The organism is Empedobacter sp. UBA3239 (assembly GCF_002362875.1).
Classification (GTDB): Bacteria; Bacteroidota; Bacteroidia; order Flavobacteriales; family Weeksellaceae; genus Empedobacter; species Empedobacter falsenii_B.
Window position 1 is genome coordinate 21,218 of record NZ_DEVJ01000085.1, and the last position, 25,903, is coordinate 47,120.

The 25,903-nt window shown below is 33.8% G+C and carries 32 protein-coding genes, 1 other RNA gene, 1 pseudogene and 1 riboswitch; of the genes and pseudogenes, 22 read left to right on the forward strand and 12 right to left on the reverse strand.

The genetic code is table 11. The features are described from left to right. Window positions 1-29 precede the first annotated feature (29 nt). From B4G36_RS12895 to ffs, 4 genes are all read right to left on the reverse strand, one after another. Window positions 30-596, reverse strand: a complete 567-nt coding sequence (locus B4G36_RS12895) for an acetate uptake transporter (protein ID WP_286495352.1) — start codon at window positions 594-596, stop codon at window positions 30-32. 213 nt (window positions 597-809) lie between these two features. After that, window positions 810-2,654 carry a membrane protein insertase YidC gene (gene yidC / locus B4G36_RS12900; protein WP_286495353.1) on the reverse strand — a complete coding sequence of 615 codons (1,845 nt, stop codon included), beginning with the start codon at window positions 2,652-2,654 and terminating at the stop codon, window positions 810-812. Continuing rightward, the gene (locus B4G36_RS12905; RefSeq protein WP_125349700.1) at window positions 2,632-4,284 is read right to left on the reverse strand and encodes a CTP synthase; all 1,653 of its coding nucleotides are present in this window, start codon (window positions 4,282-4,284) and stop codon (window positions 2,632-2,634) included. The genes yidC and B4G36_RS12905 overlap by 23 nt, the downstream gene beginning before the upstream one ends. A gap of 81 nt (window positions 4,285-4,365) precedes the next feature. Continuing rightward, window positions 4,366-4,464: signal recognition particle sRNA small type (ffs, locus tag B4G36_RS12910), an RNA gene on the reverse strand. A 229-nt stretch (window positions 4,465-4,693) separates the two neighbouring features. Between ffs and B4G36_RS12915 the strand changes: the two genes are divergently transcribed. From B4G36_RS12915 to B4G36_RS12930, 4 genes are read left to right on the forward strand one after another with little or no spacing between them, the layout of a single operon-like run. Then, a complete protein-coding gene (locus B4G36_RS12915; protein ID WP_114998993.1) occupies window positions 4,694-5,263 on the forward strand; it encodes a DUF4199 family protein in 570 nt (189 codons plus the stop codon). Between the two features lie 3 nt (window positions 5,264-5,266). Beyond that, window positions 5,267-6,229 carry a glycosyltransferase family 2 protein gene (locus B4G36_RS12920; protein WP_114998995.1) on the forward strand — a complete coding sequence of 321 codons (963 nt, stop codon included), beginning with the start codon at window positions 5,267-5,269 and terminating at the stop codon, window positions 6,227-6,229. 17 nt (window positions 6,230-6,246) lie between these two features. Continuing rightward, a complete protein-coding gene (locus B4G36_RS12925) occupies window positions 6,247-6,951 on the forward strand; it encodes a GIN domain-containing protein (RefSeq protein ID WP_125349699.1) in 705 nt (234 codons plus the stop codon). A gap of 9 nt (window positions 6,952-6,960) precedes the next feature. Continuing rightward, entirely contained in the window at window positions 6,961-8,676 is a 1,716-nt protein-coding gene (locus B4G36_RS12930; protein WP_286495354.1) for a phospho-sugar mutase, read from the forward strand. 82 nt (window positions 8,677-8,758) lie between these two features. On the opposite strand, the gene B4G36_RS12935 is transcribed toward B4G36_RS12930, so the two are convergent. The 3 genes from B4G36_RS12935 to B4G36_RS12945 all read right to left on the reverse strand — a co-directional run bounded on the left by B4G36_RS12935 (window position 8,759) and on the right by B4G36_RS12945 (window position 11,744). Then, the gene (locus tag B4G36_RS12935) at window positions 8,759-9,856 is read right to left on the reverse strand and encodes an inorganic phosphate transporter (RefSeq protein ID WP_038335433.1); all 1,098 of its coding nucleotides are present in this window, start codon (window positions 9,854-9,856) and stop codon (window positions 8,759-8,761) included. Window positions 9,857-9,970: 114 nt separating this feature from the next. Beyond that, window positions 9,971-11,077, reverse strand: a complete 1,107-nt coding sequence (locus tag B4G36_RS12940) for an inorganic phosphate transporter (protein WP_260509517.1) — start codon at window positions 11,075-11,077, stop codon at window positions 9,971-9,973. A gap of 22 nt (window positions 11,078-11,099) precedes the next feature. Next, window positions 11,100-11,744 (reverse strand): DUF47 domain-containing protein, encoded by a 645-nt coding sequence (locus tag B4G36_RS12945; RefSeq protein WP_038335434.1) that lies wholly within the window; start codon window positions 11,742-11,744, stop codon window positions 11,100-11,102. 414 nt (window positions 11,745-12,158) lie between these two features. Between B4G36_RS12945 and rpsL the strand changes: the two genes are divergently transcribed. The 18 genes from rpsL to rpsN all read left to right on the forward strand — a co-directional run bounded on the left by rpsL (window position 12,159) and on the right by rpsN (window position 22,025). After that, window positions 12,159-12,542: a 30S ribosomal protein S12 gene (gene rpsL / locus B4G36_RS12950; protein WP_019974211.1), complete on the forward strand. Its 384-nt coding sequence runs from the start codon at window positions 12,159-12,161 to the stop codon at window positions 12,540-12,542. A gap of 12 nt (window positions 12,543-12,554) precedes the next feature. After that, window positions 12,555-13,031 carry a 30S ribosomal protein S7 gene (rpsG, locus tag B4G36_RS12955; protein ID WP_019974210.1) on the forward strand — a complete coding sequence of 159 codons (477 nt, stop codon included), beginning with the start codon at window positions 12,555-12,557 and terminating at the stop codon, window positions 13,029-13,031. Between the two features lie 6 nt (window positions 13,032-13,037). Further along, on the forward strand, window positions 13,038-15,161 hold the full coding sequence (gene fusA, locus B4G36_RS12960; protein WP_219034156.1) for an elongation factor G: 2,124 nt from the start codon (window positions 13,038-13,040) through the stop codon (window positions 15,159-15,161). A 10-nt stretch (window positions 15,162-15,171) separates the two neighbouring features. Continuing rightward, the gene (gene rpsJ / locus B4G36_RS12965; RefSeq protein ID WP_019974208.1) at window positions 15,172-15,477 is read left to right on the forward strand and encodes a 30S ribosomal protein S10; all 306 of its coding nucleotides are present in this window, start codon (window positions 15,172-15,174) and stop codon (window positions 15,475-15,477) included. A 248-nt stretch (window positions 15,478-15,725) separates the two neighbouring features. Beyond that, on the forward strand, window positions 15,726-16,355 hold the full coding sequence (rplC, locus tag B4G36_RS12970; protein ID WP_038335606.1) for a 50S ribosomal protein L3: 630 nt from the start codon (window positions 15,726-15,728) through the stop codon (window positions 16,353-16,355). Next, the gene (rplD, locus tag B4G36_RS12975) at window positions 16,346-16,975 is read left to right on the forward strand and encodes a 50S ribosomal protein L4 (protein ID WP_038335460.1); all 630 of its coding nucleotides are present in this window, start codon (window positions 16,346-16,348) and stop codon (window positions 16,973-16,975) included. The genes rplC and rplD overlap by 10 nt, the downstream gene beginning before the upstream one ends. Window positions 16,976-16,985: 10 nt before the next feature. Next, a complete protein-coding gene (gene rplW / locus B4G36_RS12980) occupies window positions 16,986-17,270 on the forward strand; it encodes a 50S ribosomal protein L23 (protein ID WP_038335466.1) in 285 nt (94 codons plus the stop codon). Window positions 17,271-17,285: 15 nt separating this feature from the next. Continuing rightward, entirely contained in the window at window positions 17,286-18,110 is an 825-nt protein-coding gene (gene rplB / locus B4G36_RS12985) for a 50S ribosomal protein L2 (RefSeq protein WP_038335472.1), read from the forward strand. Between the two features lie 3 nt (window positions 18,111-18,113). After that, a complete protein-coding gene (gene rpsS / locus B4G36_RS12990) occupies window positions 18,114-18,392 on the forward strand; it encodes a 30S ribosomal protein S19 (RefSeq protein ID WP_019974202.1) in 279 nt (92 codons plus the stop codon). Between the two features lie 9 nt (window positions 18,393-18,401). Beyond that, window positions 18,402-18,818, forward strand: a complete 417-nt coding sequence (rplV, locus tag B4G36_RS12995) for a 50S ribosomal protein L22 (protein WP_019974201.1) — start codon at window positions 18,402-18,404, stop codon at window positions 18,816-18,818. Between the two features lie 4 nt (window positions 18,819-18,822). Next, window positions 18,823-19,545 carry a 30S ribosomal protein S3 gene (gene rpsC, locus B4G36_RS13000; RefSeq protein ID WP_019974200.1) on the forward strand — a complete coding sequence of 241 codons (723 nt, stop codon included), beginning with the start codon at window positions 18,823-18,825 and terminating at the stop codon, window positions 19,543-19,545. A 36-nt stretch (window positions 19,546-19,581) separates the two neighbouring features. Then, window positions 19,582-20,001 carry a 50S ribosomal protein L16 gene (gene rplP, locus B4G36_RS13005; RefSeq protein ID WP_038335490.1) on the forward strand — a complete coding sequence of 140 codons (420 nt, stop codon included), beginning with the start codon at window positions 19,582-19,584 and terminating at the stop codon, window positions 19,999-20,001. Between the two features lie 22 nt (window positions 20,002-20,023). Continuing rightward, complete coding sequence (gene rpmC / locus B4G36_RS13010) at window positions 20,024-20,212, forward strand: 50S ribosomal protein L29 (protein ID WP_038335494.1); 189 nt, start codon at window positions 20,024-20,026, stop codon at window positions 20,210-20,212. A 16-nt stretch (window positions 20,213-20,228) separates the two neighbouring features. Beyond that, window positions 20,229-20,483 (forward strand): 30S ribosomal protein S17, encoded by a 255-nt coding sequence (rpsQ, locus tag B4G36_RS13015; protein WP_019974197.1) that lies wholly within the window; start codon window positions 20,229-20,231, stop codon window positions 20,481-20,483. 8 nt (window positions 20,484-20,491) lie between these two features. Beyond that, window positions 20,492-20,860, forward strand: a complete 369-nt coding sequence (gene rplN, locus B4G36_RS13020) for a 50S ribosomal protein L14 (RefSeq protein WP_019974196.1) — start codon at window positions 20,492-20,494, stop codon at window positions 20,858-20,860. Window positions 20,861-20,869: 9 nt separating this feature from the next. Next, window positions 20,870-21,184 (forward strand): 50S ribosomal protein L24, encoded by a 315-nt coding sequence (gene rplX / locus B4G36_RS13025; protein WP_038335509.1) that lies wholly within the window; start codon window positions 20,870-20,872, stop codon window positions 21,182-21,184. A gap of 1 nt (window position 21,185) precedes the next feature. Continuing rightward, entirely contained in the window at window positions 21,186-21,749 is a 564-nt protein-coding gene (gene rplE, locus B4G36_RS13030; protein ID WP_038335516.1) for a 50S ribosomal protein L5, read from the forward strand. Window positions 21,750-21,755: 6 nt separating this feature from the next. Next, window positions 21,756-22,025, forward strand: coding sequence for a 30S ribosomal protein S14 (rpsN, locus tag B4G36_RS13035; protein WP_019974193.1), 270 nt, complete (start codon window positions 21,756-21,758; stop codon window positions 22,023-22,025). Between the two features lie 71 nt (window positions 22,026-22,096). On the opposite strand, the gene B4G36_RS13040 is transcribed toward rpsN, so the two are convergent. From B4G36_RS13040 to thiM, 5 genes and pseudogenes are all read right to left on the reverse strand, one after another. Beyond that, complete coding sequence (locus B4G36_RS13040; RefSeq protein WP_125349695.1) at window positions 22,097-22,732, reverse strand: HAD family hydrolase; 636 nt, start codon at window positions 22,730-22,732, stop codon at window positions 22,097-22,099. Further along, window positions 22,717-23,379 (reverse strand): thiaminase II, encoded by a 663-nt coding sequence (gene tenA, locus B4G36_RS13045; protein ID WP_038335522.1) that lies wholly within the window; start codon window positions 23,377-23,379, stop codon window positions 22,717-22,719. The genes B4G36_RS13040 and tenA overlap by 16 nt, the downstream gene beginning before the upstream one ends. After that, window positions 23,363-24,199 carry a bifunctional hydroxymethylpyrimidine kinase/phosphomethylpyrimidine kinase gene (gene thiD / locus B4G36_RS13050; protein WP_038335524.1) on the reverse strand — a complete coding sequence of 279 codons (837 nt, stop codon included), beginning with the start codon at window positions 24,197-24,199 and terminating at the stop codon, window positions 23,363-23,365. Before thiD ends, tenA begins: the two co-directional genes overlap by 17 nt. Beyond that, window positions 24,174-24,833 (reverse strand): annotated as a pseudogene (gene thiE, locus B4G36_RS13055) (thiamine phosphate synthase). Before thiE ends, thiD begins: the two are co-directional and overlap by 26 nt. Further along, the gene (gene thiM, locus B4G36_RS13060; RefSeq protein ID WP_291064281.1) at window positions 24,823-25,626 is read right to left on the reverse strand and encodes a hydroxyethylthiazole kinase; all 804 of its coding nucleotides are present in this window, start codon (window positions 25,624-25,626) and stop codon (window positions 24,823-24,825) included. The pseudogene thiE and the gene thiM overlap by 11 nt, the downstream one beginning before the upstream one ends. A gap of 82 nt (window positions 25,627-25,708) precedes the next feature. After that, window positions 25,709-25,801: riboswitch (TPP riboswitch) on the reverse strand. Window positions 25,802-25,903 lie beyond the last annotated feature (102 nt).

The window sequence follows — 25,903 nt, forward strand, 5'->3', positions numbered from 1 at the left end:
TGATAAAGGATTTTTTTTATTCATATTATTTATAAAGGAAGAATTGCTTTTTCGTATTTCTGATTAATCATAATTGCAGAAGCTTCGTAAAAAGCAATAAATCCGCAGATGATTCCTGTCCAACCAGCAAAATGTAAAATACTTTGACTTCCTGTAAAGTTACCTGCTGCTAATAACAAGAATAATAAGGTTAACGAACCAAATAATAATTTTCCGACCAAATTACCTTTTAATGTTTGTAAAAAGTTGATTAATGTAAATAATCCCCACATTCCTAAATAACATCCCATTGCATTTCCGTCCGGTTTTTCTACGCCAAACATCGGTGCTAACCATATAAATACAAGTGTTAACCAAAAAGCACCATAAGACATGAATGCAATACTACCAAAGTTGTTTCCTTTTTTCCATTCCATAACGCCAGCCACAAATTGTGCTCCACCTCCAAAGAAAACACCCATTCCCATAATCATACTATTAACAGGAAAAAAGCCTGCATTGTGTATGTTTAATAAAACAGTTGTCATTGCAAAACCAAATAATCCTAAAGGTCCAGGGTTTGCTGTTTGGTCTTTAATCGAGTAAATATTATTCATGTTATTTATTATTTTTAGACAATAATAATCTGAAAATAATAAATAAAAAAGAATTTATTCATAAAAAGTGTGTAACGTACACTACAAAAGTATTTTAAATGAATAAATTATTGATATTTAATAAATTGGTTACTAAAATTTTTATTGTCTTAAATAAATAAAAAAATCCGTTAATTATTATTAACGGATTTTTGAATTTGAAATATAATGTGATTATTTCTTTTTGTTCTTTTGTTGTTGCTCTTGCATTTCTTGAGCTTGTTTCATCATTTCTTGCATTTTCGAAGCAAACTTACCTGTTTTTTTAGGTTTCGTTTTATTTGTTTCGATGATTTGATGAATCTTCGCTTCGTGAATCATATATTTCTTAATATATAACACGATGAAAATATTAATCGCATTGGATACTAAATAATACCAAGATAAACCTGAAGCGTAATTGTTAAGGAATACAAAGAAGAAAACTGGCATTACATACATCATGTATTTCATGAATTGCATGTTTGGCATTCCTTCTTGTTGTGGCATTTGGAAGTTATCCATAGATCCAGAAACTTTAAAATAAATCATCATTGCAACAATGTATAATAAAGCGAATACACTTAAGTGACCATTAAGGAATGGAACCCATTCTGGTAATTTGATTAAATCATCGAATGCTGTTAAATCATCTACGAACCAGAAAGGAACACCTCTCAAGTCGATTAAGTTCGGGAAGAAACGGAATAACGCATAGAAAATAGGAATTTGTAATAATGCTGGTAAACATCCTGCTAATGGATTGATTCCTGCATTACGATAAATTGCCATTGTTTCTTGTTGCTTCTTCATCGCATCTTTTGGATCCTTGTATTTTTCGTTGATTTCATTCAACTCTGGACGAACAACTTTCATCAATGCAGATTGACGGTATTGTTTGTACATAATTGGAGATAAAATCAATTTTACAACGATTGTCATCAAGAAGATTACCCATCCTAAAGGAATACTCATTGCTGCCAACCATTTAAATACATTCAAGAAGAAATATTTATTCAACCAACCAAATAATCCCCAACCAAAGTCAATTAAGTTTTGGAATCCTTTGTCGTTATAATCTTTCAACATTTTATAATCCAATGGAATAAAATCCCATGTGAATTTTGTATTGATTTCATTATTTTTTAACTCTAATTTTGAGTTTAAGTGATAGTGTTTACTATAAGTTAAATCCTCTTTATCAGAGTTTTTAGAACCACCTTTTGTTGTTTTAAACCCTTCATCATTTGATAAAACTGTTGCGAAGAATTGTTGTTTGTTGGCTACCCAAGAAATAGCTTCCTCTTCTTCCCATTCGTCAGAACCAAATAATTCGTATTCGATGTCTTTGTTTCCTTTGAACTGAAAATAAGTATGTGACCAATATTTTTCTTGATCTTTCCCTTTTTCAGTACTGAAACCATCCATTGTCCACGCTAAATCTACATTTTTATCAGAAGTGATGTTAGATAAACCTTGCGTTTTAACTTCGAAATCGATACCATAAGAATCGCCTAATGTATAGATGTATTGAATTTGACTATTTTGCGCATTTGCTGTAAACGTCACAATTGTATTGTTCGCATTTTTCTGTACTTGAGGTACAAAAACTAAATCCGAAACATTAAGAACAGCTCCTTGTTTTGTTTTGAATGATAAATTGAACTTACTTGATCCATCTTTTATCAAATGTAAAGGATCTTTGTGTCCATCTTTTTTGTCATTGTAAGCTGTATATCCAACGATTTGTACGTCAGAAATTTGAGCTCCTTTTGGCGAAAAAGTAACTTTTAGTTTATCATTACTAATTTCAACATCTTTTGCTAATGTAGGATCTACAGTTTGAAAAGCTTGTGTTGTAGCTGTTTTATTTAATTGTTCCTGTTTTTTTGCTTGCTCTTGCTTTTGAACTAATTCTTTTTTCTGAGCTTCGACCTCCGCTTCCGAAGGTTTGTTTAGAAAATAGAATACGCCAAAAAGAATTGCAATTAAAATAAAACCAATCGTTTGGTTAAAATCAAATTTTTTCTCTTGTTGCATTTAATAAATCATTTTGTTTATTCAATAAAGAAGCTTCGATAAAACTTATAAATAAAGGATGTGGCGAAGCAACTGTACTTTTATATTCCGGATGGAATTGTACACCTATATAATATGGGTGTTGATTATGTTCTAAAATTTCTACTAATTCTGTTTCAGGGTTTTTACCAACTGGAATAAAATTGTTTTCAACAAATTCATCGTAAAAATCATTGTTGAATTCATATCTATGACGATGACGTTCTAAGATTTCGGTTGTGTTGTAAATTTTCTCAATTTTTGAATTTGGAGTTAATTCACATTTCCAATTTCCTAAACGCATTGTTCCTCCTTTGTCCGATACATCTTTTTGATCTTCCATCAAACTGATAACTGGATAAGGCGTTGTTAAATCCATTTCTGCTGAATCTGCTTTTTCGTAACCTAAAACGTTACGCGCAAATTCAATTGCCATAATTTGCATTCCCAAACAAATTCCTAATGTTGGAATATTATTTCTTCGTGCATAATTTGCAGCAATTATTTTACCTAAAATACCACGATCTCCAAAACCTGGTGCAATCAAAATTCCCGAAACGCCTTTCAACTGCTCTCCAACATTGTCTTCTGTAATATCACCAGAATATACCCAACGAACTTTTACATTCGTTTCGCAAGTTGCAGCAGCATGTGTAAATGCTTCTGTAATTGATTTATAAGAATCGTGTAACGAAACGTATTTACCAACTAAAGCAATTTCTATTTCGTTTTTAGGATTTTTATGATTTGATAAGAATTTGTTCCAAACTGTAAAATCTGGTTCTTGATCAGTTGGCAAATCTAAGCCTTTTAAAACAACTTCGTCAAAATTTTGTTTATGTAATAAGAATGGAACCTCATAAATTGTGTCTGCATCCATACTTTCGATTACATTTTCTTTGCGAACATTACAGAATAAAGCCAATTTAGCTTTTACATCTTTTGGTAAATGACGCTCCGTACGTGTAACTAAAACATTGGCATGAATACCATTTTCCATTAATGTACGAACAGAATGTTGAGTAGGTTTTGTTTTTAATTCACCCGCAGCAGCTAAATAAGGGACTAATGTTAAGTGAATAACAGAAGAATTATGTTCTCCTAATTCCCAAGTTAACTGACGGATAGATTCGATATAAGGTAAAGACTCAATATCTCCAACCGTACCTCCAATTTCAGTAATGATGATATCATAATCACCTGTATTACCTAATAATTTGATACGACGTTTTATTTCGTTTGTGATATGAGGAACAACTTGAACTGTTTTTCCTAAATAATCTCCACGACGTTCTTTTTCTATAACTGTTTGATAAATACGACCTGTAGTAACTGAGTTAGCACGAGACGTTGCACGGTTCAAGAAACGCTCATAATGTCCTAAATCTAAATCGGTCTCTGCACCGTCTTCCGTAACGTAACATTCTCCATGCTCGTAAGGATTAAGTGTTCCTGGGTCTACATTTATATAGGGATCCAATTTCTGAATTGTTACTCTATATCCTCTTGCTTCTAGTAGCATTCCTAATGATGATGCTACGATTCCTTTTCCTAACGACGATGTTACTCCTCCGGTAACGAAAATGTACTTTGGTGCTTTGTTTGTTTCCATTGAATCTTTAAATCAATGGTTGCAAATTTACGAATAAATAATGGGGTAAAAAAAAGTGGGAGTGAAATTTAGAAAAATAAAAATAGGCAAGCGATCTACATCACACCGCTACGACCGTATACCTTTGCTACGTTCCCGTCCTGGAGGATTCAACAGGAGCTGGTTGTGTAGGACTTGCCTGATGCAAAGGTAAGAAAGTTTTGTAAAAATAAAAGTGTTTATTGAAAAAACTTTCTTGTTGCTTAGGTCTGATTGAATTAATAGATTGATTTACAAATAAAAATTAGAACTAAAAAAGTAATTGATATTGTAAAAAATAATTGAAGAAAAGAATTTATGAAGATAAATTCCTTTTTAAATCATACAATTTAATAGAGAAAGAATTACGAGATATAATTATCTTTGCAGAATGATTAGTTTTAATAAAATTTTCAAAAACTCTTTGGTGCTTACAGCAATTACATTAGCATTGTTTTTCGCGCTTTACTTTTATTTTTCTTTAAACGGAACAGTTTCTGTAAAAGATTATTACACTTACAGCTTCATGATTTGCTGTTTTATTGTATTACCTTTGTATGCATTATATTGTTTTTTAATAATTTTCAATTTATCGAAAAATAAAGCAAAAAATCATCAAACTTCAGAAGAATTAATGACTTTCAAAGAAGGTTTTAAAGTTGGTTTCTACACGATTTTCTTTGCAGGAATCATGAGTTTGATTGTTATTTTTGTATTCTTCAATACTTATGGAGAATGGGCACAAGATAGTTTGAAACAAGGGTTATTAGATACTTTTACGTCTAATATGTCTGATCCAAAAGTCGCAAAAGATATCGAAACATTTAGAAATTCGGATGATTATAAAACACTTAATTTATTTACTGTGAAAAACTTCTTCGGATTATCCTCAATTTTCTTATCTTTCTACATCGCAATTGCAGCGATGTTTTCACAATTCTTAAAAAAACGTGTTTTTTAACATATGGATATTTCAGTTGTTGTTCCTTTACTGAACGAACAAGATTCCTTAGAGGAATTATTCTACAGAATCAAAAAAGTCTGTGAACAGAATGATTTTACATTCGAAGTTATTTTCGTTGATGACGGGAGTACAGATGATTCGTGGCAAATTATAGAGTATATTGCCAACTTCAATACAGAAGTGAAAGGAATTAAATTCCGTAAAAATTATGGTAAGTCTCCAGCACTTAGCGCGGCTTTTAAAGAAGTGAAAGGTGATGTTGTGATTACTATGGATGCAGATTTACAAGATTTTCCTGAGGAAATACCGTCGTTATACAAAATGCTGAAAAACCAAAAAGCAGATATTGTTTCGGGTTGGAAAGAAAATCGTCAAGATAATAAATTGACAAAAAATCTTCCTTCGAAATTATTCAATGGTGTAGCACGTAAAACCTCTGGTGTAAAATTGCACGATTTTAACTGTGGTTTGAAAGCTTATCGTTGGGAAGTAACGCAAAATATCGAATTGTATGGTGATATGCACCGTTATATTCCTGTTTTAGCGAAAAATGCGGGATATTCGAAAATTATTGAGAAAAAAGTAAAACATCAAGCGCGTAAATATGGTGTTTCAAAATTTGGAGCAAATCGTTTTGTAAATGGTTTCTTGGATTTGATTACACTTTTCTTTGCGTCAAGGTTTGGGAATAAACCAATGCATATTTTCGGTTTATTGGGTACATTGATGTTTATTTTAGGGTTTTTCGCTTCATTTTATTTAGGAATCGAGAAATTATATAAAGTTTATATTTCCCATACACCAGCCAGATTAATCACAGATAGTCCTTATTTTTATATTTCGTTAGTTTTTATGATTTTAGGAACGCAATTATTTTTGGCGGGATTTTTGGGCGAGTTAATTGTTCGCAATAATCGCGAAAAACAATTGTATTTAGTTCAAAAAGAATTGAATTTAAACTAATTAAATAACCAACTACTATGAAGAAAATATTTTTATTAGGATTTTTAGGTTTAGTTGCAACTTCGTGTTCATCATCAATTGATGGAGAAGGTGCTGCAACGGCTCAAAAAGAATATACAGCTGATAATATCAAAGATTTGAGCGTTTCGTGTAATTGTAATGTTATTTTAGTTCCAGGAAATAAATCTGGAGTTAAAGTAGAATCGCATCAAAATATTATTGATAATTTAGAAGTTGAAGCAAAAAATAATGCGGTTACAATCAAAGAAAAATCAAATGTAGACCATTATAGTGCCTATGATTTGTACGTTTATGTGACACGAGATTTAGAAAAGATTGATGCAAATAAACAAACTTCTTTGACTACTTCTGGAACATTGAATGTTGATGAATTGACTATCTCTGCGAAAGATCAAGCGAGAATTAATCAAACTTTTTTGATTACAAACAACTTTGATTTGAAAGCAGATGATCAATCTAATATTATGTTAGAAGGAACTGCTGGAACTATGAAAGTGAAAGCTTATGGCGAAGCACAATTGAATTTATTCAAATACGAGGTCAATGAAGCTAATTTCACAACAGATGATAACGCTTTATTAGACATCAATGCACGCCAAACCTTATATGGTTCTGCAAAAGGAAACTCAATTGTAAATTTTATGGGCGATCCTAATAAGGATACAAAAATTGCCGACCGCGCCCAAGTATTAAAAAAATAAAAGATAAGAATGACTTCAAGTTTAGATAATGCTAAATTATGGCTTTCTGACGCTTATGATGCGGAAACAAGAAAAGCTGTTCAAGATTTAATTGATAATAATCCAACCGAATTAGACGATTCTTTTTATAAAAACCTTGAGTTTGGAACAGGAGGAATGCGTGGTATAATGGGTGTTGGAACAAATCGTTTAAACAAATATACACTTGGTGCAGCAACGCAAGGTTTAGCAAATTATATTAATCAACAATTTCCGAATAAAGAGAAAAAAGTTGCGATTGCATACGATGTTCGTCACAATTCGGATACGTTTGCAAAAATGGTTACCGATGTTTTGACTGCGAATGGAATCAACGTTTATTTGTTTGAATCTTTTCGCCCAACGCCAGAATTGTCTTTTACAGTTCGTCATTTAGGTTGTGATGCTGGAATTGTGTTGACAGCTTCCCACAATCCTCCGATTTACAATGGTTACAAAGTTTATTGGAATGATGGAGCGCAAATTGTTCCGCCACAAGATGGAGAAATTATTAATGAAGTAAATAATGTAAAAGTAGAAGAAATCAAATTTCAAGGTAACGATGCATTGTTAACGTATATAGGTAAAGAAATTGATGAAGCTTTTATTGATGCATGTGTAGCGAACGGAAGTTTTACACAAGATGGTAAGGAAGATATAAAAATTGTTTTTACTTCTATTCACGGAACTGCCGTTGCAATTACGCCAAAAGCTTTTGATAAAGCTGGTTTTACTCAAGTTCATCAAGTTGCTGAACAAGCAATTCCAAGTGGAGATTTCCCAACAGTAAAATCGCCAAATCCAGAAGAACCAGAGGCTTTGACTATGGCAGTTACTTTAGCGAATGAAATTGGTGCTGATGTTGTGATTGGAACAGATCCTGATGCGGATCGTGTAGGTGTTGCAACGCGTAACAATGAAGGTGAAATTGTTTTATTAAATGGTAACCAAATGAATACTGTTTTGGCTTATTATTTATTAGAAAAATGGCAAAAATCGGGGAAATTAGTTGGAAATGAATTTATCGGATCGACAATCGTAACGTCTGATATTTTCTATGATATTGCTGCGAAATTCAATGTTGATTGTAAAGTAGGATTAACAGGTTTCAAATGGATTGCTGATATGATTCGCAAATTCGAAGGCAAAGAAAGTTTTGTTGGAGGAGGAGAAGAATCATTCGGATTTATGGTTGGAGACTTTATCCGTGATAAAGATTCTGTTACAACAGCTTTATTGGTTTCTGAAATTGCTGCTGTACAAAAAGCAAAAGGAAGTTCTCTGTACAATAAATTAATGGAAATCTATCTTGAAATCGGAAAAGCATATCAAGAAGATTTAATTAGTATTGTAAAACCTGGAAAAGAAGGTGCAGAGTTAATTGCTAAAATGATGGTTGAATTTAGATCAAATCCTCCAAAAGAATTAGCAGGATCTAAAGTTGTTCGTGTAAAAGATTTTCAATCTTCTATCGACAAAGATTTAATTTCTGGTGAAGAAAAAGCGATTGAGATACCAAAGTCAAATGTATTGATTTTCTATACAGAGGATGGAAGTAAAGTAGCTTGTCGTCCTTCTGGAACAGAACCAAAGATTAAATATTATTTCTCTGTAAATGCTTCACTTTCTAACAAAGAAGATTATCCAGCTGTTCAACAAACGTTGTTAGCGAAAATCGATTTATTGAAAGAAGATTTTAGCAAATAATCATTCAAGAATAAATATTAAAATAAATAGAAAATGGCCGTCAATTTTGACAGCCATTTTTTATATGATTAAATTTTTAATGTTAGAAAAACATCGAAAATAGATAATAAAATCCTGTTGCAATAAGTGCAGAAACTGGAATTGTCAAAATCCAAGCCCATAATAAACTAATTGTAACTCCCCAACGAACGGCAGAAACTCTTTTTACCATTCCAACACCAATAATAGATCCTGTGATCACGTGAGTTGTAGAAACTGGCATTTTGATATGTTCAGTAAAAAATAATGTAATAGCTGAAGCTGTTTGAGCAGTGAAACCTTCGATAGGAGTAATTTTTGTAATTTTATTTCCCATCGTTTTTAGGATTTTCATTCCGCCACCTAAAGTTCCTAAAGCAATTGCAGAGAAACACATAATCGGAACCCAATCGTGAATATCAGTACTACTTGTTGTGATGAACCAATGCTTCCAATTGAAAACATCATTCAAAATCCAATCATTCATATCCGTATTAACAATTGCAGTTTGATTAGCAAGTAAAGCAAACGTGATCACTCCCATTACTTTTTGAGAATCATTCAAACCATGACCAATACTCAACATCGCAGAAGAAACTAATTGCAATTTCTTGAACCAAGCATCTGCTTTATGTGGTTTTGCATTTCGACAAAGATTCAGCGTGATGATGTAAATAACATTACCAGCGACTAAACCAATAATTGGTGCAACCAAAATAAAAGCGATAATCGTTAAGATAATCGTACTGTTAATAGCAGAAAAATCATAACCTGTTGCAGCTAATGCACCTCCAGCTAAACCACCAATCAAGGTGTGAGATGAAGAGGAAGGGATTCCTAATTTCCAAGTTAAAATATTCCAAGTGATTGCTGCAGAAAGCGCCGCCATAACAACGATAGATGGATTGGATCCAAATGCGACGACAACATCTTCTTTAATAATTTTTGCGATTGTGTCTGCAACTCCAAATTCTCCAATGATAAATTTGGCAATGAAGAAAGCAACAAAATTGAAGAATGCAGCCCATATAACGGCTTGAATAGGAGTTAAAACCTTTGTAGTAACAACCGTTGCAATAGAGTTTGCGGCATCGTGAAAACCATTTAAGAAATCAAATAAAATGGCTAAGCCGATAATGATAAATAATACAGTTAATTGCATGGCGCAAATTTAAAACTTTATTAAACTTATCATTTATCAATTTCGAAAATTATTTCAAAAATAAAAAAGGAGCTAATAAAAGCTCCTAAATATTAATGATATTGATTGTTATTTTTAAACAAATAATGTTACGATGTAGTAGATTAATGCAGCTAATAATGCAGAGACTGGGATAGTAAGAACCCACGCCCAAAGTAAACTGATTGTAACTCCCCAACGAACTGCAGATACACGTTTCGTTAAACCTACACCAATAATAGAACCTGTAATTGTATGCGTTGTAGAAACTGGAATTCCGAAATGCTCAGAAATATAAAGCGTCATTGCTCCAGAAGTTTCAGCAACTACACCTTCCAATGGCGTTACTTTTGTAATTTTAGAACCCATCGTTTTGATGATTTTCCATCCACCACCCATTGTACCTAATGCGATAACAACAAACGATGTAATAGGAACCCACATCCAATGCGCTACGAAATACTGGAATTTATCTTCTGCTTGTACATAAGCCGGATCAAAATCGACATTAATGTGATAAAAGATAACCGCTGCTCCAATAATACCCATTACTTTTTGCGCATCATTCATACCATGTCCTAAAGAGAAAAGAGCAGAAGAAACTAATTGTAATTTCTTGAACCACCATTCTGCTTTTGCAGGTTTGGCTCTTTTGCAAATATGAAGCGTGATTATGGTTAATATCGAGGCGATAATCATACCAATTAATGGTGCTAATACGATAAAGCAAATAATTGGAATTACTTTTTTGTAAACAATTACATCTTCTCCACCAGCAGAAAAACCACCGGCGTGAGCTAATGCAGCTCCAATGAAACCACCAATTAATGTATGAGAAGAAGAAGAAGGAATACCAAACTTCCATGTTAATAAGTTCCAAGAAATTGCAGCGATAATTCCAGCTAAAATAACTTCTAGTGTAATAAAATGCTCGTTAATCGACTTTGCAATAGTGTTACCAATCTTAAATTCTCCAATCCAATAAACTGAAATAAAGTAAGCAGCAAAGTTGAATGCGGCAGCCCAAAGTACAGCTTGAAAAGGCGTTAAAACCTTAGTTGCAACAATGGTAGCAATTGAGTTTGCGGCGTCGTGAAAACCATTAATATAATCAAAAACAAAAGCTAAGACGATAATAGTAATCAATAACATTCCTGGCGTAGACGATAACATGCTCGAAAACGCTGAAAAAAAATCTGTCATAATCTTTTAGATTAAGTTTTGGTTATGAATGTTTTACCGCTACAGCTTCCAATACGTTAGCAACACTTTTACACTTGTCTGTTGCAGATTCTAATGAAGATAAAACCTCCTTATACTTGATGATATTTTTAACATCAGTTTCGTTTTCGAAAATTTCCTGAACTGCTTTATCAAAAATACGATCCGATTTATTTTCTAATTTATTGATTCGTTCACATATTTCGTAAATACGATTTACGTTTCTCAAATCTTTCAATTGCTCAATTCCCTCTCCGATTAATTGACAAGCCTCTAAGTTAACAGCTGTAATTTTGCGGATAGATTTTGTAATTTTATCTACTTGATAAATATTGATACGATTCGCTGCTCCATTTAAATTATCTGCAACATAATCGATAGATTTTACTAATTGATAAATATCTTCTCTGTCAAAAGGTGTGATAAAGTTTTTGCTTAACTCTAAATTTGTTTTTTGAGTAAGATATTCAATTTTGCTTTCTATCTTAGAAATTTGCGCGATGTAATCTTCGCGTTCTTCAACTGGAGCGTTTACACATTCATGTAACAATTCAGCTAATTTGATTAAACTTTTTGAAGCTTCCTCGAACAAAGGATAGAATACTTTATCCTTCGGAGTAAATAATTTAAAAAATGAGTTTACCGACATTCAATAATGTTTTGAAGTGCAAAATTAATTTTTCTAATGTAAAATTAACATTAAATAAATATTATGCGAACGTTTTTATTAAAATATATCGATAATTATATGATATTCAGATTAATTAAAAATACGAAAAGTTATTAGCTTAGAGAAAAATAATATAGGATAAAGTTTTAATAAATTTTGTTGTCAATAGATGTAGATAAGATACTATCACTTATCAAAAATTAGGTTTATTGATAATTTACTTGTTTTGTTATTCTTGAATTAAAATTCTGTAAAATATAGTTTATAATTCTTTAAAAAATTATAAATCAATGTAAAATAAATCCATTATTATTTGTTTTTGTATAAATTATTTGTAGTTTTGCATGCCCAAAAAATGGGTTTAATCCAAATTTAAAAGGAAATTTAATTAGTATGCCAACAATTCAACAATTAGTTAGAAAAGGTAGAAAAAAACTAACCAAGAAGAGTAAATCGGCTGCATTGGAATCATGTCCACAACGCCGCGGTGTTTGTACACGTGTTTACACTACAACTCCTAAGAAACCTAACTCAGCAATGCGTAAAGTTGCTCGTGTTAGATTAACAAACGGGAAAGAAGTTAACGCGTACATCGGTGGTGAAGGTCATAATCTTCAAGAGCACTCGATAGTATTGGTTAGAGGAGGTAGAGTTAAAGATTTACCAGGTGTGCGTTACCACATTGTACGTGGAGCGTTAGATACTGCGGGAGTAAACGGACGTACTCAACGTAGAAGTAAGTATGGAGCGAAACGTCCTAAAGATGCTAAAAAATAAATTTAAGGTAAGATGAGAAAGACAAGAGCTAAAAAAAGACCTTTACTTCCAGATCCTAAATTTAATGATCAGTTAGTAACTCGTTTCGTAAACAACTTAATGTACGACGGAAAAAAATCTGTAGCATTCAAAATTTTCTATGATGCGTTAGAAATCGTAGATTCTCGTAAAGAAGATGCAGAAAAAACTTCATTAGACATTTGGAAAGAAGCATTATCTAATGTAATGCCTCACGTAGAAGTACGTTCTCGCCGTGTTGGTGGAGCTACATTCCAAATTCCAATGGAAATTCGTCCAGACCGTAAAATTTCAACAGCAATGAAATGGTTAATCAAATATTCTCGTAACAGAAACGAGAAATCGATGGCTCAAAAATTAGCTGGAGAAATTATTGCAGCTGCTAAAGAGGAAGGATCTGCCGTTAAAAAACGTCAAGATACTCACAAAATGGCAGAAGCTAACAAAGCATTCTCTCACTTTAGATTCTAATACAAGATGGCAAGAGATTTAAAATACACAAGAAACATTGGTATTGCTGCTCACATCGATGCAGGAAAAACTACAACGACAGAGCGTATCTTATTCTATTCAGGTAAGAATCACAAAATTGGAGAAACTCACGAAGGATCAGCTACAACTGACTGGATGGAGCAAGAAGCTGAAAGAGGTATTACAATTACTTCTGCAGCTGTAACAGTAGATTGGACATTCCCAACAGAACAAGGTAAACCATTACCAGACGCTAAAGGGTACCACTTTAATATTATCGACACTCCTGGTCACGTTGACTTTACAGTAGAGGTAAACCGTTCTTTACGTGTTTTAGATGGTTTAGTTTTCTTATTCTCAGCAGTAGATGGAGTTGAACCTCAATCTGAAACAAACTGGCGTTTAGCAGATAACTATAAAGTTCCTCGTTTAGGTTTCGTTAACAAAATGGACCGTCAAGGAGCTGACTTCTTAAATGTATGTCGTCAAGTACGTGAAATGTTAGGGTCAAATGCTGTTCCTATTGTATTACCAATCGGTGACGAAGCAGACTTTAAAGGAGTTGTAGATTTAATTAAAAACCGTGCAATTGTATGGCATGATGAGAATCATGGTTCTACATTTGATGTTGTTGAAATCCCAGCTGATATGGTTGACGATGTAAGACAATTCCGTGGTCAATTAATTGAAGAAGTAGCTGCGTATGACGAGAACTTATTAGAGAAGTACATGGAGGACGAAAACTCTATTACTGAAGAAGAAGTTCACGCTGCATTACGTGCTGCAACATTAGATATGTCTATCATCCCAATGACTTGTGGATCTTCGTTCAAAAACAAAGGTGTACAATTCATGTTAGATGCTGTATGTCGTTACTTACCATCACCAAGTGATAAAGAAGCGATCCCAGGAACTGACCCAAAAACTGACGAGCCTATCTCAAGAAAACCTTCAGTTGATGAGCCATTCGCAGCATTAGCATTCAAAATTGCTACTGACCCATTCGTAGGTCGTTTAGCATTCTTCCGTGCTTATTCAGGTGGATTAGACGCTGGATCTTACGTATTAAATACTCGTTCTGGTAACAAAGAACGTATTTCTCGTATCTTCCAAATGCACGCTAACAAACAAGAGCCTATCGAGAGAATCGAAGCAGGTGATATTGGAGCTGCAGTAGGTTTCAAAGATATCAAAACAGGAGATACTTTATGTGATGAAAAAGCCCCTATCGTATTAGAGTCTATGGACTTCCCAGATCCAGTAATTGGTATCGCAGTTGAGCCTAAAACGAAAGCTGACGTTGATAAATTAGGTATGGCTTTAGCTAAATTAGCTGAAGAAGATCCAACATTCCAAGTAAAAACTGATGAGGCTTCTGGTCAAACAGTTATTTCTGGTATGGGTGAGTTACACTTAGATATCATCGTTGACCGTTTAAAACGTGAATTTAAAGTAGAGGTTAACCAAGGTGAGCCTCAAGTAGAGTACAAAGAATCATTCTCTCGTCCAGCTAATCACCGTGAGGTTTACAAAAAACAATCAGGTGGTCGTGGTAAATTTGCTGATATCGTTTTCGAAATGGGACCAGCAGATGAAGGAAAAGTAGGTTTAGAATTCGTTTCAGAAATTAAAGGTGGTAACGTTCCTAAAGAATTTATCCCTTCTATTGAGAAAGGTTTTAAAGCTGCAATGAAGAATGGACCTTTAGCAGGATTCGAAATGGATTCGTTAAAAGTTACTTTAAAAGATGGATCTTTCCACCCTGTGGATTCTGACCAATTATCTTTCGAGTTAGCTGCTCAAATGGGTTACAAAGCTGCTGCAAAAGCCGCTGGTGCTCAAATCTTAGAGCCTATCATGAAGTTAGAGGTTTTAACTCCAGAAGAAAACATGGGTGATATTGTAGGTGACTTAAACCGTCGTCGTGGTCAAGTATCAGGAATGGATGATAGAAATAACGCTAAAGTTATTAAAGCTATGGTTCCATTAGCAGAAATGTTCGGATATGTAACTTCATTACGTACATTATCTTCTGGTCGTGCTACATCTACAATGGAATTCGATCACTACGCTCCAGCACCAACAAACGTGTCTGAAGCTGTAATCGCTAAAGCAAAAGGTAACGCTTAATTCAAGAAAAATGAGTCAAAAAATTAGAATAAAATTAAAATCTTACGATTATTCTTTAGTTGATAAATCAGCTGAAAAAATCGTAAAAACTGTAAAAGCTACAGGAGCTGTTGTTAATGGACCAATTCCATTACCAACTCACAAAAGAATCTTTACAGTTTTAAGATCTCCACACGTTAACAAAAAATCTCGCGAGCAATTTCAATTATCAGCTCACAAAAGATTATTAGACATTTATTCTTCTTCATCTAAAACAGTTGATGCTTTAATGAAGTTAGAATTACCTAGTGGTGTTGAAGTAGAAATTAAAGTATAGTTAGCTGTATTTTAAATAAATATAAACCCTGAGACGTGCACATCTCAGGGTTTTTTTATGAATTGCTATTAAGAATGCTTTGATTGATATTTTTCGCTGTTTGTAAACTTTTGAAAAATAATCAATTGAAAGTTTGTTGTTTACAAATTAATTCATACATTTGCATGCTAATTTTAGAGAAGATCTCTAGTGGTCGAAAGTCCACATTCTCTGAAATATTAAACAAATTATTAACATATTTTAATCAAATGTCAGGTATCATTGGTAAAAAAATCGCGATGACTAGCTTATTTGATGAGAACGGGAAAAATATTCCTGTGACAATCGTAGAGGCTGGGCCATGTGTGGTTACTCAAGTCAGAACCGTAGAGAAAGATGGGTACGTTGCTGCTCAACTTGGTTTCGATGACGCAAAAGAAAAAAACACGACTAATGCTTTAAAAGGTCACTTTAAAAAAGCAGGAACGACTCCAAAGAGAAAGTTAGTTGAGTTTTACGGTGAAGAATTCGTGAACTCTTTAACTCTAGGAGGAGAAGTTAACGTTGAATTATTCAACGAAGGAGAATTTGTAAGCATTACAGGTACTTCAAAAGGAAAAGGTTTCCAAGGTGTTGTTAAACGTCATGGTTTCGGTGGGGTAGGTCAAGCTACACACGGTCAACATAACCGTTTAAGAGCTCCAGGTTCTATCGGTGCTGGTTCAGATCCATCTCGTGTATTCAAAGGAATGCGTATGGCTGGAAGAATGGGTGGTAAACAAGTTACTGTTCAGAACTTAAAAGTACTTAAAGTGGATACTGAGAAAAATCTTTTAATTGTTAAAGGTGCTATCCCAGGTCCTAAAAATTCATACGTAATCGTTAGAAGATGGAAGTAGTAGTATTAAACATCAAAGGTCAAGAAACTGGAAGAACAGTATCTTTAGACGAGGCAGTTTTCGGAATTGAGCCTTCTACACACACAGTGTACTTAGAAGTTAAACAATATTTAGCAGCTCAACGCCAAGGAACGCACAAAGCAAAAGAAAGAGCTGAGATTGCGGGATCAACTCGTAAAATCAAAAAGCAAAAAGGAACAGGTACAGCTCGTGCTGGTTCTATCAAATCTCCAGTGTTTAGAGGAGGAGGTAGAGTTTTCGGACCACGTCCAAGAAACTACTCTTTCAAATTAAACAAAGCACAAAAGAGATTAGCTAAAAAATCAGTTTTATCACAAAAGTTAGCTGAGAATGAAATCAAAGTTGTTGAAAACTTTTCTTTCGAAGCTCCAAGAACTAAAGAGTTCAAAACTGTTTTAACTGATTTAGGATTAGAGAACACAAAATCATTATTCGTATTAGGTGAATCTAATAGCAATGTATATTTATCTTCTCGTAACTTACAAAAAGTTAAAGTTGTTACAACTGAGGAATTAAATGTATTTGATTTAATCAATGCTTCTCAAATCGTATTTTTAGAAGGTTCTTTAGCAACAGTTCAAGAAAATTTAACAAAATAAGACGAAGAAAATGGGAATCATAATTAAACCAGTAATTTCAGAAAAAGCAACTAATAACAGTGAGTTGTTAGGGCAATATTCGTTTTATGTAGACACAAAAGCTAACAAAATTCAAATTAAAGAAGCTGTAGAAAAAACTTACGGTGTATCTGTAGTTTCTGTTAGTACTTTAGTATCTGCTCCAAAAGTAAAAACTCGTTACACAAAAACAGGTTTTCAAACTGGAAAAACAAATAAGTTGAAAAAAGCGATCGTTAGCTTAGCTGAAGGTCAAGAAATAGAGTTGTTCGGATAATTTAAGAATTAAAAAATGTCAGTAAGAAAATTAAAACCTATCACCCCGGGACAACGTTTTAGAGTGGTTAATGAATTTGCGGCAGTAGATAAAAATGCTAAGCCAGAAAAGACATTAGTTGAAGGAAAATCTAAATCGGGTGGACGTAACAACACTGGTAAAATGACAATGCGTTATATCGGTGGTGGACACAAACAAAAATATCGTATCATCGACTTCAAACGTGATAAAGAAGGTGCTGCAACTGTAGAATCTGTACAATACGATCCAAACAGAACTGCATTCATCGCTTTATTATCTTACGAAGATGGTGAAAAACGTTACATTATTGCTCAAAATGGTTTGAAAGCTGGACAAGTAATTGTTTCAGGTGAAAACGTAGAACCAGAAGTAGGTAATGCTATGAAGCTTAAAAATATGCCATTAGGTACAGTAATCTCTTGTATTGAATTACGTCCAGGGCAAGGAGCAGTTATGGCAAGAAGTGCAGGTACTTATGCTCAATTAGTTGCGCGTGATGGTAAATATGCTATCGTTAAGTTACCAAGTGGTGAATCAAGAATGATTTTAGTGGAGTGTAAAGCAACAGTAGGTGTTGTTTCTAACACAGACCATCAGTTAGAAGTTTCTGGTAAAGCTGGTCGTTCTAGATGGCAAGGTCGTCGTCCAAGAACTCGTCCAATGGTTATGAACCCTGTAGATCACCCAATGGGTGGTGGTGAAGGTCGTGCGACAGGAGGTATCCCTCGTTCTCGTAACGGTATTCCAGCGAAAGGTTACAAAACTCGTGACAAGAAGAAAGCGTCTAACAAATATATTGTTGAAAGAAGAAAAAAATAATTTATGGCACGTTCATTAAAAAAAGGACCATTCATCCACTATAAATTAGAAAAGAAAGTTCTTGCTAACGTAGAAAGCGGTAGCAAAAACGTGATCAAAACATGGTCAAGAGCATCAATGATTTCTCCTGATTTTGTTGGTCAAACAATCGCAGTACACAACGGAAAGCAATTTATTCCTGTTTATGTTACTGAGAATATGGTAGGTCATAAATTAGGTGAGTTCGCTCCTACACGTACTTTTAGAGGTCATGCCGGAGCTAAAAACAAAGGAAAAAAATAGTAAAGGGCCATGGGATCTAGAAAAAGATTAAGTAACGAAAGAATCAAAGAAGCTAACAAGCAGGTAGCTTTTGCGAAATTAAATAATGTTCCTACTTCTCCTCGTAAGATGAGATTAGTAGTAGATATTATCCGTGGAGTTGAAATTCAAAAAGCTTTAGGTATTTTAAAATATACTAAAAACCACGCTTCAATCCGTTTAGAGAAATTGTTATTAAGCGCTATCGCTAACTGGCAAATCAAAAATGAAGGAGCTGATGTTGAAGAAGCTGGATTATATGTTAAAGAAATCTCTGTTGATAGTGCACGTCAATTAAAAAGAATTCGTACTGCACCTCAAGGTAGAGCACATAGAATCAGAAAACGTTCAAACCATGTAACTTTGGTTTTAGGAACTAAAGAAGATAAACAAAAAGTACAAGATTAAGAATATGGGACAAAAAACTAATCCAATCGGAAATCGTTTAGGAATCATCAGAGGATGGGATTCTAACTGGTACGGTGGAAATGATTACGGTGATAAAATTGCAGAAGATGCAAAAATTCGTACTTATTTAAGAGCACGTTTGTCTAAAGCCGGAGTTTCTCGTATTTACATCGATCGTACTTTAAAATTAGTTACAGTAACTGTAACTACTGCTCGTCCAGGTATCATTATTGGTAAAGGTGGACAAGAAGTTGACAAATTAAAAGAAGAGTTAAAGAAAATCACTGGTAAAGAGGTTCAAATTAACATCTTCGAAATTAAGAGACCAGAATTAGATGCAATCTTAGTAGGGGATAGTATCGCTCGTCAAATTGAGAATCGTATTTCTTACCGTCGTGCTATTAAAATGGCAATTCAATCAGCAATGAGAATGAACGCAGAAGGAATCAAAGTTCAAATCTCTGGTCGTTTAAACGGTGCAGAGATGGCACGTTCTGAAACTTATAAAGATGGACGTATTCCTTTGTCTACATTCCGTGCAGACATTGATTACCACATTTCAGAAGCTCATACAACTTATGGTCGTTTAGGGATCAAAGTATGGATCATGAAAGGTGAGGTATATGGTAAGAGAGAATTATCTCCTTTAGTTGGATTACAGAAAAAACAAAAAAAGTCTGACAACAACAGAAAGGGAGGTGAAAGATCTAATAATAGAAAGCGATAATTTAGTTTAACAACTAACATAAAGAATTAAGTAGATATGTTATCACCGAGAAGAGTAAAGTTTAGAAAAACCCAAAAAGGTAAGATGAAAGGTGTTTCTCACAGAGGAACTCAATTAGCTTACGGGACTTTCGGGATCAAATCTTTAGACGAAGCGTTTATTACAGCACGTCAAATCGAGGCAGCTCGTATTGCTGCAACTCGTTTCATGAAGAGAGAGGGTCAATTATGGATTAAAATATTTCCAGATAAACCAATTACTAAGAAACCAGCAGAGGTACGTATGGGTAAAGGTAAAGGTGCACCAGAATATTGGGTAGCTCCTGTACAACCAGGTCGTATCTTATTCGAAGTAGGAGGTGTGCCAGTAGAGGTTGCAACTGAAGCATTGCGTTTAGCAGCTCAGAAGTTACCTGTTAAGACTAAGTTTATCGTTGCACGTGATTTCCAAAATTAATAATTTCAAAAATTAAGAAAAAATGAAAGCAGCAGATATTAGAAATCTAAGTGTTGAGGAGTTACAAGCTAAAATAGCTGAAGAACAAGCGAACTACGATCAATTAAAATTGACAAACGCTGTTTCTCCTGTAGCAAATCCAATCGGTATTAGAGACTTACGCAGAACAATTGCTCGTTTGAATACCGTGTTAAACGAAAAACAATCATAACAGTAATCTGTAACTGATGGAAAGAAAATTAAGAAAAGAAAGAGTAGGTTTAGTTACATCAAACAAAATGGAAAAAACCATTGTTGTAGCTGAAACTAAGAAGCAAAAGCACCCATTCTATGGGAAATTCGTTTTAAAAACGAAGAAATATACAGCGCACGACGAAAATAACGAGTGTAACGAAGGTGACACAGTGCGTATCATGGAGACTCGTCCTTTGTCTAAAAACAAAAGATGGAGATTAGTAGAAATCATTGAAAGAGCTAAATAAGATAAGTTATGTTACAACAAGAATCTAGATTAAAAGTTGCAGATAACACAGGAGCTCGTGAAGCATTAGTAATCCGCGTTTTAGGTGGTACTAAAAGAAGATACGCATCAGTAGGTGACAAAATCGTAGTTGCGATCAAAGAAGCTACACCTTCAGGAAACGTTAAAAAAGGTGCTGTATCAAAAGCTGTTGTAGTTAGAACTAAAAAAGAAGTTCGTAGAAAAGACGGTTCATATATCCGTTTCGACGATAATGCATGTGTATTATTGAACACTCAAGGAGAAATGCGTGGTACTCGTGTATTCGGTCCAGTTGCTCGTGAGTTACGTGATAAAGAATATATGAAAATTGTATCATTAGCCCCAGAGGTATTATAATAGAACAACATGGCAAAGTTAAAAATTAAAAAAGGAGACAAAGTAGTCGTTTTATCAGGATCTAACAAAGGTCAAACTGGTACTGTGTTACGCGTATTCCCTGACAAAGCTAAAGCTATCGTTGAAGGGGTTAATATTGCAAAAAAACGTGTAAAGCCAAGCGCACAAAATCCACAAGGTGGAGTTGTTGAAAAAGAAGCTCAAATCTATTTATGTAAATTGGCTTTAGTAGATCCAGAAACTGGGAAAGCAACGAAAGTAGCGATCAAAGAAGAAGGAGGGAAAAAAGTAAGAATTGCTAAAAAATCAGGAAAAGCTATCTAAGATGAGTACAACAACATACACACCTCGTCCGCAGGTTAAATATAAAGAAGAGATTGTAGCTGCTCTTAAAGAAGAGTTCGGATACAAATCTATTATGCAAGTTCCTAAATTAGAGAAAATTGTTTTATCTCAAGGTTTAGGTGCGGCTACAGCTGACAAAAAAATCGTTGATTACGCTATCGAAGAGTTAGAATTAATCACTGGTCAAAAAGCAGTAGGAACAATTTCTAAGAAAGATGAAGCAGCTTTCAAATTACGTAAAGGAATGCCAATTGGTGCTAAAGTAACTTTACGTGGTGAGAAAATGTACGAATTCTTAGATCGTTTAGTATCTGCAGCTTTACCACGTGTACGTGACTTTAGCGGTATTTCTTCTACAGGTTTCGACGGTAGAGGTAACTATAACTTAGGTATCAAAGAGCAAATTATCTTCCCAGAAATTAATATTGATAAAATCAAGAAAATTCAAGGTTTAGATATTACCTTTGTAACTTCAGCGAACACAGATAAAGAAGCAAAAGCTTTATTATCTAAATTCGGATTACCATTTACTAAAGAAAAATAAGAAGTCATGGCTAAAGAATCAATGAAAGCGCGTGAGCGCAAAAGAGAAGCATTAGTTGCTAAATATGCTGCGAAACGTCAAGCTTTATTAGAAGCTGGTGACTACGAAGCATTACAAAAATTACCTAAAAACGCTTCTCCTGTACGTTTACACAACCGTTGTAAATTAACAGGTCGTCCAAGAGGATACATGAGAACTTTCGGGATCTCTCGTGTAACTTTCCGCGAAATGGCGAACGAAGGGTTAATCCCAGGTGTTAAAAAAGCGTCTTGGTAATTTACCAATAGCTTTAGAAATATTAAATCCTTACTCTTTATTGAGTAAGGATTTTTTTGTTTTTGTAAGGTTTATATTTCTTTGATCAATTCCCTAAAATCAGCTATGTAATTTGGCTGAAGACAAAAATCTGAATTGTTGTAAATTTTATAATTTAAACCAGCATCTTTTGCTGAATTAATTCCGGTGAGTGAATCTTCGATAACTAAAACTTCTTCCTTTTGCTTTTCGCATAATGATAAAGCTTTTAAATAAGGTTCTGCATTTGGTTTGCCTTTTGAAACATCATCTGCTGAAATAGTGTGATCAAAATAGGAATGAAGTTTTAATTGTTGAAAAGCATACTTAATTTGTCTTCTAGAGGAATTGGAAACAAGAACAATTTGAATTTGATTGGCTTTTAAATGTTCCAACATCTCAGCAACGTGGTCATTTAATTGTACAAACTGATGAAAGTTTTCGACATAAAATTTTTCTGTCCAATCGATTATTTCCTCGTACAAATGATTTGTAAAGCGTTGCTGATTTTCTAACATCAATTGGATTGCTTCATTTGTTGTGAAATTCATTCCGTCATTTTCTACCAAACATATCGTATCCAACCGATATATTTTAATGACTTCATCAAACATCAGCTCCCATAATTGTTGACTATTTACGATTACCCCATCAAAATCAAAAAAGATGGCATTTATTTTCTTTCCCATGTGATATTTTCATAAGATGCATTCCAAAACTGAAATTCTAATTCGCTTGCTTTGACAAAAGCTTCTAGCATTTGTTCTTTTATTTTTTCAGTTGCTCCTTCTGCAATCTTATCAACATAACTTTTCGCTTTTTTTACACCTTCACCAAATTCATCTCCACTATAGGTCTCAATCCATTTTTGATATGGATTATTTTCTTTTGTTTGATTTTTGATGATTTCATCACCAACTTCTTTATAAATCCAAAAGCAAGGCAAAACAGCAGCTAATGCAATTTCAATAGGTTCGAATGCAGCTGTACTTTTTAAGAAATGTGAATAATGGTGACAAACAGGTTGTGTTTCGATGATGATGTTTTGCGATAATCCAAAATCCTCAAAATAGGATTCGTGTAAAGCACGTTCAACAATTAATGCATTTTTTCCGAATTCGAAAAAGTCAATGGCTTGTTGATTGTCTTCAGATTTTGATCCAATGGCAGCTAATACTCGCCCAAAATGTTCCAAATATTTTGCATCTTGTAACATGTAAAACTGAAATTTCTCTATTGGTAATGACCCATTTTGCAATTCAATTATAAAAGGCATATTTAGAATATCATTGTAAATAGGCGCGATGGTTTCCCAAGCTTTAGTTGTGAATGTCATAGGTTTTTAATTTTTGTGGATTAAATAAATGATTAAGAGGTCCATTTCCTTTTCCAATTGTTAGGTCTTTACTTCCTAATATTGCTTGTTCAACATATTCTTGTGCTAGTTGTACACTTTGTGTGAGTGAAACCCCCAAAGCTAAATTACACGCAATTGCAGAAGATAGTGTGCAGCCTGAACCATGCGTATTTTTTGTCTCTATTTTTTGAGAGGTATAACTTTGTACAGGTTGTTCTTTTTGAAATAAATAACTGATAATTTTTTCTTGCTGAAGATGTCCGCCTTTTAATAAAAGATTCTGACAACCTAAATTTAAAATCGTTTCTCCATAAGAAAGCATCAATTCAGCAGAATCAATTTTATGATTTACCAAAATACTTGCTTCATCAAGATTTGGCGTGATAAGCGTGGCCAAAGGAAAAAGCTTTTCTATGCAAGCTTCAAGTGTTTCTTCTTTGATTAACCGATGTCCACTTGTCGCAACCATGACAGGGTCATAAACAATCGGTCTATTGTAATTTTTTAATTCCTCTGAAATGATATGAACCAATTCAACACTATGAACCATTCCAATTTTTATTGCATCAGGATAAATATCCTCTAATATGGATTGAATTTGTTCACGAATTGCTTGTGCAGGAATTTCGTAAATATTTTGTACGCCTTGTGTATTTTGAACAGGCAAGGCTGTCAATACATTTGTTGCATAACAGCCATGAGCGGAAATTGTTTTGGTATCAGCTTGTATGCCAGCGCCACCGCTTCCGTCAAATCCGGCAATTGTTAAGACACTATATGCTTTTTGGATGGTATTCATTTTCGTTAATAATTTGTTTTAAAATTTGGGCAGATTTTTTTGGATTTTTGCTTCCGCAAATTGCAGAAACAATTGCAACACTATCTGCACCGGCTTGTATGATTTTAGCAATATTACTTTCATTAATTCCGCCAATTGCAATCAATGGTTTTGATGTTTTAGTTTTCAAAAATTTTAATCCTTCAAAACCCCACTCAGTAATCGTATTGGTTTTTGTTGGAGTCGAAAATATTGGACTTACCCCTAAATGATGTACATATTTCATTTCATCATCATTCAACTGTTTGATAATTTCTAAAGACCAACCAATATTTTTTAGAGCTTGTGCATTTTTGTGAATTTCAGAAGGTAATATATCCGACTGCCCGACATGTATTCCTCAAGCGTTAACAGCGGTTGCGACTTCTAATGAATCGTTAATAATCAAAGGGATATTGTAGTGATCCGTAATTTTTTTTAATATTGTAGCTTTTGAAATATACTCGCTGACAGTGCAATTTTTTTCCCGAAGCTGAATGATATCAACCCCACCTATAATTGCTTGCTCTGCAACATCTAACCAGTGAAGATGCGTACAATCTTTTTCAGAAATGACTAAATACAAAGGATAAGGAAAAGTAGGATTAATCTTCATGAACTGAGATTTTCAAATTTGCTTGAATTTCTTCTGCAGATATATGGTATAACGTGTCATACAAATTCATTTGTAAGGTTCCTGGGCCATTACTTTTTTTCTGTGCCAATTCACCTGCTAAACTAAATATGGCCATGCCGCTAAGCGTTTCGAGGAAAGGATTTTTATTAAGGCCAATAAAAGCACCGATGCTAGCTGTTGCTGAACAACCTAAACCAGTAACTTTAGTCATCAATTCATGACCATTTTTAATTTCAATTATCGGATTGTTGGATACAATAAAATCTGAAGCACCTGAAATGCAAACAACAGATCCAATTTTCTGGTTTAAATTGTGTGCTGCTTTTATCGCTTGATTACTTTGATGTGTACTGTCGACTCCTTTTCCCTGAACAGCTTCGAAGGTATCTAAAGCTAAAATTTCTGAAGCATTTCCTCTTATGACAGTAGGATGATAGCGAAGCAGTTCTTTTATAAGTTCATTTCTGAAAGTTGAAATTCCAGCTCCAACAGGGTCTAATACCCAAGGTTTATTCAGTTGATCTGCTTTTTTTGCTGCAATTAGCATGCTTTCTGCCCAATAATCATCAAGAGTTCCGATATTGATGACTAATGCATTTGAGATTTTGACGATATTTTCCACTTCTTTGTGTGCATGTATCATAACAGGCGATGCTCCAATTGCCAAAAGAGCATTTGCAGTATTGTTCATTACCACAAAATTGGTGATGTTGTGAACAAGCGGATTTTTTGTCCGGACAGCATGTAAATTTTGAATAATTAGATTTTCCATTAATTGATAATTTTTTAGATGAAACAATTAATGGCTAAAGAGGATTTTCTTTGAAAATAAAGCGTTGCAAATATTAAATAATTGCATATATATTGCTTTTCCCTACGTCGGTGTTAACCGTATCAGGTTCAAAGGGACTCTCTCAATTCTTTTCAGAATACCCCTAAAGCCAAATCAAATTTATATAAATTGTTTTGACTTTCAGCTATTTTTTAAGAATAAAAATAGAAGATTACATCAAGAATTAATTGTTGAGATCGATTAAAATGATAAATAA